The sequence below is a fragment of the Syntrophus sp. (in: bacteria) genome, from assembly GCF_040768185.1.
Classification (GTDB): domain Bacteria; phylum Desulfobacterota; class Syntrophia; order Syntrophales; family Syntrophaceae; genus Syntrophus; species Syntrophus buswellii.
In genome coordinates, this window is record NZ_JAXGNC010000006.1 from 107676 (window position 1) to 121136 (window position 13461).

At 56.2% G+C, this 13461-nt stretch carries 13 protein-coding genes and 2 tRNA genes; all 15 read right to left on the reverse strand.

Features of this window, described 5'->3' with window-relative positions:
* Positions 1 to 150 precede the first annotated feature (150 nt).
* On the reverse strand, positions 151 to 771 hold the full coding sequence (locus AB3175_RS07940) for an alpha/beta hydrolase (RefSeq protein ID WP_367360407.1): 621 nt from the start codon (positions 769 to 771) through the stop codon (positions 151 to 153).
* A 20-nt stretch (positions 772 to 791) separates the two neighbouring features.
* A complete protein-coding gene (locus AB3175_RS07945; RefSeq protein WP_367360408.1) occupies positions 792 to 1808 on the reverse strand; it encodes an ABC transporter ATP-binding protein in 1017 nt (338 codons plus the stop codon).
* A complete protein-coding gene (locus AB3175_RS07950; protein ID WP_367360409.1) occupies positions 1801 to 2862 on the reverse strand; it encodes an ABC transporter ATP-binding protein in 1062 nt (353 codons plus the stop codon). Before AB3175_RS07950 ends, AB3175_RS07945 begins: the two co-directional genes overlap by 8 nt.
* An 84-nt stretch (positions 2863 to 2946) precedes the next feature.
* Positions 2947 to 4464: a leucyl aminopeptidase gene (locus AB3175_RS07955; RefSeq protein ID WP_367360410.1), complete on the reverse strand. Its 1518-nt coding sequence runs from the start codon at positions 4462 to 4464 to the stop codon at positions 2947 to 2949.
* 389 nt (positions 4465 to 4853) lie between these two features.
* Positions 4854 to 4928, reverse strand: a tRNA-Cys gene (locus AB3175_RS07960).
* A gap of 9 nt (positions 4929 to 4937) precedes the next feature.
* Positions 4938 to 5012: transfer RNA gene (locus tag AB3175_RS07965), tRNA-Gly, on the reverse strand.
* Positions 5013 to 5086: 74 nt separating this feature from the next.
* The gene (gene pgsA / locus AB3175_RS07970) at positions 5087 to 5671 is read right to left on the reverse strand and encodes a CDP-diacylglycerol--glycerol-3-phosphate 3-phosphatidyltransferase (RefSeq protein WP_367360411.1); all 585 of its coding nucleotides are present in this window, start codon (positions 5669 to 5671) and stop codon (positions 5087 to 5089) included.
* Between the two features lie 48 nt (positions 5672 to 5719).
* Positions 5720 to 6373: a fructose-6-phosphate aldolase gene (gene fsa / locus AB3175_RS07975; protein ID WP_367360412.1), complete on the reverse strand. Its 654-nt coding sequence runs from the start codon at positions 6371 to 6373 to the stop codon at positions 5720 to 5722.
* 296 nt (positions 6374 to 6669) lie between these two features.
* Positions 6670 to 7176, reverse strand: a complete 507-nt coding sequence (folK, locus tag AB3175_RS07980) for a 2-amino-4-hydroxy-6-hydroxymethyldihydropteridine diphosphokinase (protein ID WP_367360413.1) — start codon at positions 7174 to 7176, stop codon at positions 6670 to 6672.
* A gap of 57 nt (positions 7177 to 7233) precedes the next feature.
* Positions 7234 to 8040, reverse strand: a complete 807-nt coding sequence (gene dapB / locus AB3175_RS07985) for a 4-hydroxy-tetrahydrodipicolinate reductase (protein ID WP_367360414.1) — start codon at positions 8038 to 8040, stop codon at positions 7234 to 7236.
* An 81-nt stretch (positions 8041 to 8121) separates the two neighbouring features.
* The gene (gene dapA, locus AB3175_RS07990; protein ID WP_367360415.1) at positions 8122 to 8997 is read right to left on the reverse strand and encodes a 4-hydroxy-tetrahydrodipicolinate synthase; all 876 of its coding nucleotides are present in this window, start codon (positions 8995 to 8997) and stop codon (positions 8122 to 8124) included.
* Between the two features lie 33 nt (positions 8998 to 9030).
* The gene (gene lysA, locus AB3175_RS07995; protein ID WP_367360416.1) at positions 9031 to 10299 is read right to left on the reverse strand and encodes a diaminopimelate decarboxylase; all 1269 of its coding nucleotides are present in this window, start codon (positions 10297 to 10299) and stop codon (positions 9031 to 9033) included.
* Positions 10292 to 10753, reverse strand: coding sequence for a hypothetical protein (locus AB3175_RS08000; RefSeq protein ID WP_367360417.1), 462 nt, complete (start codon positions 10751 to 10753; stop codon positions 10292 to 10294). Before AB3175_RS08000 ends, lysA begins: the two co-directional genes overlap by 8 nt.
* A gap of 38 nt (positions 10754 to 10791) precedes the next feature.
* Positions 10792 to 12210, reverse strand: coding sequence for an argininosuccinate lyase (gene argH / locus AB3175_RS08005; protein ID WP_367360418.1), 1419 nt, complete (start codon positions 12208 to 12210; stop codon positions 10792 to 10794).
* A 43-nt stretch (positions 12211 to 12253) separates the two neighbouring features.
* Entirely contained in the window at positions 12254 to 13459 is a 1206-nt protein-coding gene (locus AB3175_RS08010) for an argininosuccinate synthase (RefSeq protein WP_367360419.1), read from the reverse strand.
* Positions 13460 to 13461 lie beyond the last annotated feature (2 nt).

Sequence of the window (13461 nt, forward strand, 5' to 3'; positions counted from 1 at the left end):
CGGGCCTGAAAGGCGGATAGATGCGAAGCATCAATCCGCTCCATGCGGTACGAGAGGATCAAGGCAATTCAGGACGTTACGATTTGCGGGGTTTTACGCTTTGCGGGAGGTCGGATCCGTCCGGTGAAATGAAGCATTTCGCCGAATTCGCTATTTTTCATGTCCTTCGTGGTTCAGAAAGTCATCCAAAACAGCGATCAGCTTCGATTCGTCGCCAAAAAAGAAGTGGTCCGCGTCATGAATAAGCTCAAAGCGACAGTTTATCTGTCGCGCCATATCCCTCATCCGCTCATGGGCGCAGAACGGGTCCCTCCCGCCACAGACCACAAGTCCTATCTTGCCGGCAAGGGAGGAAAAATCAAAATCCAGCAGATTGATGGGGGGTGCAATGAGCACGGCGGGGCGCACGCCGTCATGATTGGCCAGCCATTTCGCTCCGACCCAGGCGCCAAAGGAATATCCAGCAGGCAGAATATCGCCTTTCCCCTTGTTCCTCAGCCAGGATACGGCCCCCCCGATATCCTCCTGTTCGCCGATCCCGTTGCCGTAAGCCCCTTCGCTGCGGCCCACACCGCGGAAATTGAATCTCAGAGTCGAATACCCCTTGAAGAACAAGGCCGCAACCAGGGATTCCACAACATTGTTGTCCATTGAACCTCCCATCTGCGGGTGGGGATGACAAACCACGCCCCCCCTGTCTCCGGCATTTTCAGCATAGGAACCTTCCAGCTGCAAATTCCCTGAAGGGAAAAAAACGGTGTCCTCTTTCATAAAAAGCTCCTTCTTCCTCCTCATTGAACAGGGTGCTGTCCAATGTCTAAATGACAGGCCACAAAATGCCCGGGAAGCCGTTCACGCAGTTCCGGGTTCGAATCCTTGCAGGGGTCGATGCGTTCAGGGCATCTCGGATAAAAGGGGCAGCCCGCGGACGTTGTGAACCGGGCCGCTGGGTCCTCCCGAAGGATCCGCCGATGCGGCTTGCCCGGATACAGTCCCGGAATGGCGGCAAAAAGGACCCGTGTGTACGGATGGAGCGGACGGCTGTAAAGTTCCCGGTTTTCCGCCAGCTCGACGATTCGCCCCAGGTACATGACGGCAATCCTGTCGCTCATGTGCCGGACGACGGCGAGATCATGCGTGATGAAGAGATACGTCAAGCCAAAGGACTGCTGAAGTTCCTTCAGAAGGTTCAATATCTGGGCCTGCACGGATACATCAAGGGCTGACACGGGTTCGTCGGCGATGATCAACTCCGGCTGCAGGGCAAGGGCCCTGGCTATGCCGATCCGTTGACGCTGCCCCCCGCTGAATTCATGCGGATAGCGGTCTATGGAATCCTTCGCCAGCCCCACCGTTTCCAGCAGTACGGAAACCCGCTCCCGGATTTCCTCCCCGTGCATGACGCGGTGAATGATCAGCGGCTCCCCTATGGCGTCCCCGGCGGTTTTGCGTGGATTGAGCGAGGCCTGAGGGTCTTGAAAGATCAGCTGAACCCTTCGAAAATAACCCTTCAATTCCTGCCGTCCATAGGCGAGGATGTCCTGCCCGCCAAACAAGATCCGGCCCTCGGTCGGCTTTTCCAGATGCATGATCAGGCGTCCCAGGGTTGACTTGCCGCAGCCGCTTTCACCAACCAGCCCCAGCGTCTCCCCCTTGAAGAGCGTCAGGCTCACCCCGTTGAGGGCGTGGATCCTGATCGGTTCCCGGCTGAAAATCTCCCGCTGGACGGTAAAGATCTTCTTGGCCCCGATGACTTCAAGCAGCGCCTCCCCTTTATTCGAATGTCCAGACGGATTTCTGTTATCCATGATGATGGCCGTTCAGTCCTGCTTCGTATCCTCTCTCAGCCCTTCCCGGAGCTCCCGCCGGCTGGTCCGCCTGGGTTTCCGGATGATACAGCCAGCAGCGGACGGCATGGCCGTGGCTCACCTCCAGCAGGCTCGGTTCCCTCTGCCGGCAGAGCTTCATGACCCGCCCGCACCGATCCTGGAAGCGGCATCCCGGCGGAAGGAGGTAGAGATCGGGGACCCCCCCGGGAATGACGGGGAGTAAGGCGGATCGATCGTAATCCCTTTCCGGCCTGGGCAGGGAGCGCATCAGCCCTTTCGTGTAGGGATGCAGGGGAGAAGAAAACAGCTCCCTGACCGGCGCCTTTTCAACCACCCATCCCGCATACATGACAACAGCCTGCTGTGCCGTGTCGGCGACAATGCCCAGGTTATGGGTAATCAGAATAACGGACATTTCGTTTTCCGATTTCAGGCGTTCGATAAGATCAAGAATCTGGGCCTGAATCGTCACATCCAGGGCCGTTGTCGGCTCATCGGCGATCAGCAGCCGGGGATTGCAGGCCATGGCCATGGCAATCATGATCCTCTGCCGCATTCCCCCGCTCAATTGGTGAGGATAGTCCCGAACGCGCTTTTCCGGATCGGGAATGCCCACCAGGTGCAGCATTTCCACGGCGTGATCCCGTGACTCCCTTTTGCTCTCCTGACGGTGAAGGCGCGTAACTTCGGCAATCTGATCGCCAACCCGGAGGACGGGGTTCAGCGACGTCATCGGCTCCTGGAAAATCATGCTGATGTCCCGCCCACGGACCCGGCGCATTTCCTCGCTGCCAAGAAGCAGAAGGTCGCGCCCTGCAAAAAACACGGAACCGGAAACGATTCTTCCGGGAGGGGAAGGAAGAAGACGCATGATCGACAGAGCCAGGGCGCTCTTGCCGCATCCCGATTCTCCTACGATGCCGAGCGTTTCCCCTTTTTGAAGCTCCAGGTCCGCCCCATCGACCGCTCGAATGACCCCCTGGGAGGTTTCAAAGACTGCAGACAGATGTTCAACCTTTAAAAGCTGGGGCATGCCCTGTCTCCGCCGCTTCCTTTCCCGCACATCGTTAAAGGACCGTCCCCGAAGGGCGGTCTGTCTTCTCCGGAAGAAGGAGCATCAACGGGTTCCCTTCCGGTTCCTCAGCCATGAAATCAGAAGACGGACGCCGACGCCGGATGCCCCTTTCGGGACGTAGGGCCGGCCTTTGTCCAGCCAGGCGGGGCCGGCGATATCAAGATGCACCCAAGGGTAATCCCCGGCGAACCGGCTGAGGAACATGGCCGCGGTAATGGCGCCGCCATAGCGTCCGCCCGTATTTTTGTAATCGGCAATGTCGCTCTTGATCAGTTCAAGGTAGTCATCCCAAAGCGGCAATTCCCATACCCGCTCACCCGTGGCTTCTCCCGCAGCGGCCAGTTCCTTCTTCAGGGCGAAATCCGTCCCGAACATTCCGATGGCGACCTTTCCCAGGGCGACGACACAGGCTCCCGTCAGCGTAGCCAAATCCACGATCGCCCCGGGCTGATACCTTCCGGCGTAGGCAAGGGCATCGGCCAGGATCAAGCGCCCTTCCGCATCGGTGGAGATCACCTCTATCGTTTTTCCCGAAAGGGATGTCAGGACATCACCGGGCCGGTAGGCCCGCCCGCCGGGAAGATTCTCGGTGGCGGGGATGAGAGCGACGATATGAACCGGCAATTCCAGATCCGCCGCCGCCCGGACGGCAGCGATCACTGCGGCGGCTCCAGCCATGTCCGATTTCATCTCACCCATATTTTCAGCGGGTTTCAGGCTGATGCCGCCGCTGTCAAAGGTGATTCCCTTGCCGACCAGGACGATCGTTTCCTTCAGACCCTCCACCCCTTTATACGTGAGGATGATGAAGCGGGGCGGCTCATGACTGCCCCTGGCAACGGCAAGATGCGCATGCATTCCCGCTTCCTCCATCTGCCGTTCGTCAAGGACCTCCGCCTTGATCCTGGGACGGGACATGGCCATTTCAACGGCTTTGTCAGCCAGGATTCCCGGCGTCATCTCGTTTGCCGGAGCGGAAACCAGATCGCGGGCAAAGGAGACAGCCCCGGCAATCCTTTCGGCTTGTCGGGCCGCTTTCCGTACGGCGGGAAGGTTCTTCTTCTGCTCTTCTACGAGCGTGAACGCTTCGAATTCCTTGATCTTATCCCGCTCCAGGGTCTTGAAAGGCGTAAACTGATACAGGCCCAGAAGAACTCCTTCAACAATGGCCTCGGTAAGCTCTTCAAAAGAGAAACGTTCACCGGACCATTTTTTAAAATCGACAAAGGACGTCATCGTTTTTATATTGATGCCGCGGAGATACTGGGCCGCCTTGGCAAAGGCCCCGCGCAGTCTTTCCAGATCAAAGGCCTTTTTCTCCCCCAACCCCAGAAGAAGGATTCTCCGGATCGGCGGTTCCCCGCCTGGATACAGCAGGGAAACCTGATGGAGACGCCCCTGGAAATCTCCTTCCCGGATCATGCGATCGATCCTGCCGGCGTACATCTCATCGAGATGTTTTGCCGCTCCGCTCAGCCCTTCCTCGCCGTCAAAAAAAGTCAGCACGAATACTTCGCTCCCCGTCTCGGATATTTTGCCCGATTTGACCACAATCTCCATTGTCTGCTCCTTTCCCCCGGGACAAACCGAATTCCTGCATGCCTGTCACAGGCCATCTAATTACTTTCTCTTTTCGAGATTGTCAAACGGCATTGTCTCTCCTTGATGAATGGCTCCCGGACTTTCCGGTCCGCCCGGCGGCAGTGCCGGAAATTCTAAGGCCGCGGATCCTCTCGGAGCCCTGCAGGGCGGATGCTTCCCCCTGGGAACGGTTGAACGGTACCGATGGATTTCGGGAACGTGAAACCAGGCTCAGGACAATCGTGGGAAGTTGACGAAGAGGGGGACGACCTGGAGGGCTTCATGGAAATCCCCGTCATCTGGAATGGAAGGCGTTCTTAAGAAAATAAAAAGGCGTGTGAAAACACACGCCCGATTTTCCCTTAAAATGGAGGCGGCATCCGGATTTGAACCGGAGTATAACGGTTTTGCAGACCGCTGCCTTACCACTTGGCTATGCCGCCGTAAAAAAATGGAGCGGGCGAACGGATTCGAACCGTCGACGTCCACCTTGGCAAGGTGGCACTCTACCGCTGAGTTACGCCCGCTTCCTCAATCCCAGCAATGGTGGCCTGAATATAATAGATGGCCTGTTTTGTCAATAGAAATCTTACCGGCACCCCTATTCCCTGCCCCATGAGGTACTGTGATAGAACTTGATAAAGTAATCCAAGCCGGAATATACCGTAAAGAAAAGGGCAATATAGAGGATTACCATGCCCACGGCATGGGCGTCGATTCCCAGAAATGGATAGTGAATAATCAAAGCGGTTACGGCCACGGTCTGGCAGAGGGTCTTTTTCTTTCCCAGGGAGCTGGCGTCAATCACAAGTCCCTCCCCGGAGGCTATGCTGCGCATGCCGTCTACGGCAATATCCCGAATGATCGTAATCGCTACAGCCCACGCAGGGATGCGGCCGATGGGAATCATGAGAATCATGGCCGTATTCACGATGAGCTTGTCTGCAATAGGATCCAGGAACTGGCCCATTTTTGTGACAATTTCATACTTTCTCGCCAGATAGCCATCCAGGAGGTCCGTCAGCGCCGCGGCAACAAAACAGAATGCAATCACCAGGCTCCACGTCAAACCCGGGTCCATCAGAAGGAAAAAGAGGACCGGAATAAAACCGATCCTCCCCATGGTGATGATGTTGGGCAGATTGAAGATTTTCTCCCCCGATGAAATCAGTGGATGTCGATTCATTTTTTTCTGCGAGATAGTCATCTAATGCTCTGGCAAAACGGGGCTTTCCTATTTTTCAAGTTTAACAACCTTTTTCCAATCCGCGAGAAACAATTCGATGCCCTTGTCCGTCAAGGGATGCTTTGCAAGCTGTTCGATGACCTTGAAGGGTATGGTCGCAATATCGGCTCCCATAAGCGCCCCTTCAAGAACATGGCGGGGATGGCGGATGCTGGCCACAATGACTTCCGTATCAAACCCGTAGCAATCATAGATGGCTAGAATCTGTTCTACAATATCCATGCCGTTATGGGCTGCATCATCGAGCCTGCCCACAAAGGGGCTGACATAGGAGGCGCCGGCCTTGGCCGCCATCAAGGCCTGAACCGGCGAGAAGACGAGGGTCTGGTTTACGGAGATCCCCTCTGACGACAGGATCTTGGTTGCCTTCAACCCCTCCGTGGTCATAGGAACTTTGATCACCACCTGCTCACCCAGCTTGGCCAGCTTTTTCCCCTCTTCAACCATCTCCTCCGCTTTCAGCCCCACAACTTCGAGGCTGACCGGTCCACTGACCCTCTCCAGAATTTCTGCGACGACGTTTTTGAAAGGCTTTTTCTCCCTGGCGATCAGGGATGGATTGGTGGTTACGCCATCCACCATTCCCAGGCTCAGGCCTTCCTCAATTTCACGGATGTTCGCCGTATCGATAAAAAATTTCATGGCATTTCCTTTCAGGATTCTTTCTTCTGAATCCTTTCATATTTTTTGAAACAGGCTTCACTGCAAAAATTCAAGGTGACCCCGTTGAGAGTCCCTTTATAGGCATCCTTTTCGGGGATGTACGTTTTACAGTAAGGGTCCTGAACGAGATCCCCCCCTTGAATGATTCGTCCGTCGAGAGAGTGGCTTACCTGAGGCTTCTTTCTGGATGCAGTGCCCAGCAGGCCCTTTGTGAGCCGGTAAAGAAGATAAGCAACAACGACAAAAAAAAGAAAACGAAAAATCATGCTGTCAATTCAACCCTGTACGATACGTTCCACTCTGCTTTCGTCCTGAAGCCTCTTCATCAATCCCCGGATGGACACCCCGAAGCCCGGATGGATGACATAGGATGCCAGTTCGTTGAGAGGAACAAGAACAAACCGTCTTCGATGAAGTTCCGGGTGGGGAATGACGAGATCGCTTTCCTGAATGACCTCCTGTCCGTAAAGAAGAAGGTCCAGATCAATGATCCGTGGTCCCCAGCGGGCCGTTCGAATTCTCCCCATGCCGGCCTCGATCTTCGAGAGGGCGTTGAGAAGCTCCCTGGCGCTCAGGACGCTCCTCACCTCGACAACGGCGTTGACGTAATCATCCTGGTCTTTCAATCCGACGGGTTCGGTCCTGTACAGCGATGAGCAGCGCAAATATTTAACGCCGCTCACGTCACCAATGCGCCTGACGGCCTCCAGGCACTGCCCCACAGGCCCTTCCCGGTTTGAGCCGATCCCGATATAACAGATGACCCCCGAGGTCTCTTCCAAAAGAATCTCTTCCGCCTGCCCCACGGTTACGCTACTTAGTTCGTTTTCCCGGATTTTCTACGTCCTGAGCCCGAGGACATCCTGCATGTCATAGAGCCCGGGTTTCTGCTCAACCACCCACTTCGCCGCCCGAATGGCCCCCTTGGCGAAGTTGTCCCTGCTGTGGGCGCGATGGATCAATTCCAGCCTCTCACCGACGGCGCCGAAAAGGACCGTGTGTTCACCCACGATGTCTCCGGCCCTCAGGGTCTGGATCCCGATTTCCCTCCGCGGACGCTCTCCGATGAGCCCTTTTCGCTCATAGATCCCCACTTCGTCCAGATCGCGGCCCAACGCCTCTGCAATGATGTGGGCCATTTTCATGGCTGTCCCGCTGGGCGCATCTTTCTTCAAGTGGTGATGGGCCTCCAGGATTTCCACATCATAGTCGTCACCGAGTATTTCCGCCACCGTCCTGATCACCTTGAACAGGACATTGACGCCCACACTCATGTTGGGGGCAAGGACACAGGGGACGTTCCCGGTTAAATCCCGGATTTCCTCCATCTCCTCCGGGGAAAAACCCGTGCTGCCTATGACCATGGGCTTCCCATGCTGTACGGCGAATCGGAGATTCTGCAGCGAGGCCGCGTGGCTCGTAAAGTCGATGGCGACATCCCCCCGGGATACGCAGTCGGAAAAATCGCTCTCGATAGCAACCCCCCGCTTTCCCAGTCCCAGGATTTCACTCACATCCCGCCCGATTGCAGGATGATCCCCTCTTTCAACGGCGGCCGCCAGATCGATCCCCTCCTCGGCCTCCATTAAACTGATTATCCGGCCTCCCATTCGTCCACCGGCACCGGTCACAACGGCTTTCACCATGGATTCCACTCCCTGCCATGCCGATTCCCGTCACGGGACAGAAATCGCGAATTTCATTAACGTATCCAACGGCTTGTGCTGCTAGGCAATGAGGCGGTAATGGCGCATGGCCTGCCTCAGCCTTTCCAGATTCCCCTCCGACATCCGGCACAGAGGAAGACGGACGTCAGCCGACATTTTTCCCATCATTGCCAATGCCGCTTTGACCGGGACCGGATTGGTCTCAAGGAACAGGGCATCAATCAGGGAAACCATCCGGTCGTGCAGCTCCCGGGCTTTTTTCAGGTCTCCGGCTTCAAAGGCGTCCACGAGCCCTGCCATATCCGCCGGGGCGACATTGGAAATCACGGAGATGACGCCCTTTCCTCCCAGCGTCAACAGGGGAAGCGTAAAGAAATCGTCTCCCGATAGAACGGAAAAGGTGCTGTCGCAGAGCTGAATCACTTCATTCATCTGCTTCAGAGAGCCCGAGGCTTCCTTGACCCCCACGATGTTGTCGATTTTCGCCAGCCGGGCCACGGTTTCCGGAAGAATGTTCACTCCTGTGCGGCTGGGAATGTTATAGGGGACGATGGGCATGGGGACGCTCTCAGCCAGGGTCTTATAATGCTGATACAACCCTTCCTGGCTCGGCCGGTTATAGTATGGTGCCACCACCAGTGCGCCGTCGGCGCCGGCCTCGTGGGCGTGCCGGGTCAATCTCATGGCCTCCGCCGTGCTGTTGGAGCCCGTTCCCGCAATGACAGGAACCCGCTTTTTCACGGCGTCAATGGTGATCTCGATAACCCGGTCATGCTCGGCATGAGAAAGTGTCGCCGATTCCCCGGTAGTTCCGCAGGGGACGATACCATCCGTTCCCGATTCGATCTGGAACTCGATCAGCTCCCTCAACGCTTGCTCATCAACTTCGCCATTCTTGAACGGCGTCACAATCGCAACAATCGCTCCTTTGAACATATTCCTCCTGTCCGCCTCCCTTTTTTTTCAGGATTACCCTGGCTGTTTGATCAGAAACGGCGGGATTTCCTCATGGGATATCAAATCGGCATAAGTCTCCCGCTTACGAATGATATGATACCGATCCTCCCGCACCATGATCTCCGGAATTCTCGGCCGCGAATTGTAATTGGAAGCCATGGTGAAACCGTAGGCTCCGGCGCTGAAAACAGCCAGCAGGTCGCCTCTCTCGAAAGAGGCTATTTTTCTCGCCTTGGCAAGATAATCTCCGGATTCGCAGATGGGACCGACCACATCGGCCACAATTTCCTTCCTGTTGTCCAAGGCAACCGGCCGGATTGCATGAAACGAGTTGTAGAGGCTCGGTCGGACGAGATCGTTCATCCCTGCGTCCACGATGATGAAGTTTTTATTGTCCGTACTTTTCGTGTAGAGGACTTTCGTGACGAGAATTCCCGCATTGCCGACAATGACTCTTCCCGGTTCGAAGATGAAGGTGCAATCCAGGTCCCGGGCGGCCGACAAAACCGCTTCCGCGTATTCCGAAGGGTGAGGAGGCGTCTCCGAATCGTAGGTAATGCCAAGCCCTCCCCCCAGGTCAATATAGCGGATGTCGAAACCCTCCTCTTTGAGTTGGCGCACCAGACCGGAAAGACGATCCAGGGCTTCGACAAACGGGGACAGGCGGGTCACCTGGGAACCGATATGGCAGCTCACTCCCTTGATATCGACATGCTTCAGAGAGTTCGCCAGGCGGTACGTCTCCAGAGAGCGTTCGATGTCGATCCCGAACTTGTTTTCCTTGAGTCCCGTTGAGATATGGGGATGGGTCTTTGGATCCACATCCGGATTGACCCTCAAAGCAATGCCCGCTCTGAGCCCGAGGCCCTGCGCGCATTGGTTGATCACCTCCAGTTCCTGCCAGGATTCCACGTTGAACATCAGGATGTTCGAGCGCAGGGCGTATTCAATCTCATCCACGCGCTTCCCTACCCCCGAATACACGACTTTCCCCGGATCTACTCCAGCCGAGAGAGCACGGAACAATTCCCCCCCTGAAACAATGTCCACTCCGCCCCCCTCATCGATGAACACCTTGAGGACGGCCAGGTTTGAATTGGCCTTCACGGCGAAACAGATCATGTGGGGCACGTCGGCAAACGCCTCTTTAAAGACGCGGAAATGATTCCTTAACGTCGCGTAGCTGTAGAGATAGAAGGGGGTGCCCACCTCTTCCGCAATCCGGGAAACCGGGACCTTCTCGCACATCAACTGCTGATTGTCATATAGAAAGTCATTCATGTTCTTTTAAATCACCCTGCTGCATCGTTTGCAATGCCACGCTCCCGGAAGGCTCGCTGCAGTATCCCAGGGCGTTGCATACCACAATCCGGTAAAAATAGCTGTTGTCAACCTTCACGTCGGTATCGGTCCATAAGTAGCGGCGTCCGGCTCCCTCGTATTTCAGCCCCGGGTCCCCGGGATTCAACTCCTGAATCACCACATAATTCCGCGGACAGCCCTCGCAGAGGTCTTCATCTGGGAACTGCTCGCTGCGCAGAATTTTGAAGCGTCCTTCGGGGATGTCCGCACTCCAGCGCAGCTCAATTCCCTGCCCACTCCTTTCCGCCCGCAGATCGGAAACGGCGGAAGGTACGACCATCCTCAGCGGAACAGGGTCGGCCTTTTTCCCGCAGCCCGGAATCCATCCGAGAATGGCCCCGGCCAGCAGAAGAACGGCAAGGAAACGCCCCATGGACGGCCTCCTTCCCGGCGAATGCATCGGAACAGGCGTCATGGCGCCTTCCTTCTTCCGGGACGAGAACGGCCCTGGGCCTCAATGCGCCGGATCTGCTCCCGAACCTGCATCCCTGCCGTCCCCCCATAACTTGTCCTGCTCTGCACCGAACTCCGGATGGATAGGCGATCGTACACATCCTCGCCGATCAGGGGGCAGAATCGTCCAAATTCCTCCATGGACAACGAGGCCAGATCCTTCTGAGAATCGACGCAGAAACGGACCAGCCTTCCGACGATTCCATGGGCCTCTCGAAAAGGGACGCCTTTCATGACGAGATACTCGGCCAGATCCGTCGCCGTCGAAAAGCCGCCCTGGGCTTCCTGAACCATCTTTTCCCGGTTGAAGTTCAGATGCCGTACCATTTCCGCCAGGATGTTCAGGCAGGCTTTGACCGTATCAACGGTATCGAAAAGGGGCTCCTTATCCTCCTGGAGATCCCGGTTGTAGGTCATCGGAAGCCCCTTCAACAGGGTCAGCAGAGCCACAAGATTGCCGTATATCCGGCCCGTCTTTCCCCTGATGAGCTCTGCCACGTCCGGGTTCTTTTTCTGGGGCATAATGCTGCTGCCCGTCGTGAAAGCATCGGAAATTTCCACAAAATGAAATTCCCCGGTGGACCAGAGAATGAGATCTTCGCAGAAACGGCTCAGATGCATCATGATCAACGAGGCGTCAAAAAGGAACTCCGCGATAAAATCCCTGTCGGAAACCGCATCCATGCTGTTGTGGGCTATTTCGGGAAACCTCAGCAGGCGGGCGACGTAGGCCCGGTCAATGGGAAGAGAGGTGCCTGCCAGGGCGGCAGCCCCAAGAGGCATCACATTGACCCGGCGATGGCAGTCCCGCAGACGCGACTCGTCACGGTCGAGCATTTCCCGGTAAGCCAGGAGATAATGGGAAAGAAGGACCGGCTGAGCCTTCTGCAGATGCGTATAACCGGGGAGGATCGTTTCCGCCTCCTCCCCGGCGAGATCAAGAATGACCGCCTTGAGGGATGCCACACCATCGAGGATCGCCATGATTTCGGCCCTGAGATAGAGCCTGACATCCAGTGCGACCTGATCGTTGCGGCTTCGGCCAGTATGAAGCTTTGCCCCTGCCTCTCCCGTTCGCCCAATCAGGGCTTTTTCAATCGCCATGTGAATGTCTTCGTCTTCAGGTGAAAATTCGAAAACACCCCCTTCGATCTCCCGCAGAATGTCCTTCAGGCCGGTCTCAATGGAACGGGCCTCGCCGCGGCTGACGATCCCCTGGCGGGCCAGCATCTTGGCATGTGCGATGCTGCCTTCGATATCATAGCGAAAAAGCCTGCGATCATAGGAGATCGAAGCCGTAAACGCCTCGACAAGCTCATGGGTCGGCTCCTGGAAACGCCCTCCCCAGGGCTTGCTCCGCTCCTTTTTATCCTTCATGGCCCCTACCCGATATTCCCATTTGCAGCGGAAGCCGGCCGCCTTATTTCTTCATTGCCGCAATGCGCAGCCTCAGGGCATTGAGGCGAATAAATCCCGTTGCGTCCATCTGATTGTAGACTTCATCCTTCTCGAAGGTGGCAAAGTCCTCACTGTACAGGGAATAGGGAGACTTTCGACCCACGACGATGCAGTTACCCTTATACAGCTTTATCCGGGCTGTTCCCGTTGCCTTTTTCTGTGTTTCATCGATCAGGGCCTGCAGGGCTTCCATCTCCGGGGCGAACCAGAATCCGTTGTAGGCCAGCTGGGCATACTTCGGGATCAGGGAATCCCTCAGGAGCATCACCTCCCTGTCCATGGTAATCGATTCCAGTGCCCGGTGGGCCGCCCAGAGCACCGTTCCCCCGGGTGTCTCGTAAACCCCCCGAGACTTCATGCCGACGAACCGGTTCTCTACCATATCGACGCGGCCGATCCCGTTCGCACCGGCAATTTCATTGAGCTTTTCCATCAGAGTCGCCGGACTCAGGCGCGTGCCGTCAAGCGCCACGGGATTGCCCTGCTCAAAATCAATCTCCACGTAGGTCGGCTTGTCCGGTGCGGCTTCGGGAGACACGGAGATGGTAAAGATGTCTTCCGGAGGCTCCGCCCATGGATCTTCCAGAATGGCCCCCTCATGGGAAATGTGGAGAAGATTCCGGTCGCTGCTGTACGGCTTTTCCCGGGTAAGCGGCAGGGGAATGCTGTGCTTCTCCGCATAATCGAACATATCCTCGCGGGATTTGAAGTGCCAGTTGGGATCCTTCCAGGCGGAGATGATCCGGATGTTGGGCTCCAGGGCCATGTAGGTCAACTCGAAGCGGACCTGATCGTTTCCTTTTCCTGTCGCCCCGTGACACACGGCATCGGCCCCCTCGGCCCGTGCGATCTCCACCTGGCGCTTGGCAATCAGAGGCCTGGCCAGAGATGTCCCCAGAAGATAGGTTCCCTCATAGATGGCATTGGCTCTCAGAGCGGGAAAAACAAAATCCCGGGCAAATTCTTCGCGAAGATCATCGATGTAGATCTTGCTCGCCCCGGTTTTAACCGCCTTCTCCCGGAGGCCTTCCAGCTCTTCCTTTTGACCCACATCCGCCGCGAAGGCAATGACTTCGCATCCATATGTTTCAATCAGCCATTGAACGATAACGGATGTATCCAACCCGCCGGAATAGGCGAGGACAACTTTTCTGATCCCGGTGTTCACTG

Bases quoted from the DNA above. Each gene is read 5' to 3' on its own strand.
- AB3175_RS07940 (WP_367360407.1), bottom strand. From the start codon at position 771: ATGAAAGAGGACACCGTTTTTTTCCCTTCAGGGAATTTGCAGCTGGAA.
- AB3175_RS07945 (WP_367360408.1), bottom strand. From the start codon at position 1,808: ATGGATAACAGAAATCCGTCTGGACATTCGAATAAAGGGGAGGCGCTG.
- AB3175_RS07950 (WP_367360409.1), bottom strand. From the start codon at position 2,862: ATGCCCCAGCTTTTAAAGGTTGAACATCTGTCTGCAGTCTTTGAAACC.
- AB3175_RS07955 (WP_367360410.1), bottom strand. From the start codon at position 4,464: ATGGAGATTGTGGTCAAATCGGGCAAAATATCCGAGACGGGGAGCGAA.
- pgsA (WP_367360411.1), bottom strand. From the start codon at position 5,671: ATGAATCGACATCCACTGATTTCATCGGGGGAGAAAATCTTCAATCTG.
- fsa (WP_367360412.1), bottom strand. From the start codon at position 6,373: ATGAAATTTTTTATCGATACGGCGAACATCCGTGAAATTGAGGAAGGC.
- dapB (WP_367360414.1), bottom strand. From the start codon at position 8,040: ATGGTGAAAGCCGTTGTGACCGGTGCCGGTGGACGAATGGGAGGCCGG.
- dapA (WP_367360415.1), bottom strand. From the start codon at position 8,997: ATGTTCAAAGGAGCGATTGTTGCGATTGTGACGCCGTTCAAGAATGGC.
- lysA (WP_367360416.1), bottom strand. From the start codon at position 10,299: ATGAATGACTTTCTATATGACAATCAGCAGTTGATGTGCGAGAAGGTC.
- AB3175_RS08000 (WP_367360417.1), bottom strand. From the start codon at position 10,753: ATGGGGCGTTTCCTTGCCGTTCTTCTGCTGGCCGGGGCCATTCTCGGA.
- argH (WP_367360418.1), bottom strand. From the start codon at position 12,210: ATGAAGGATAAAAAGGAGCGGAGCAAGCCCTGGGGAGGGCGTTTCCAG.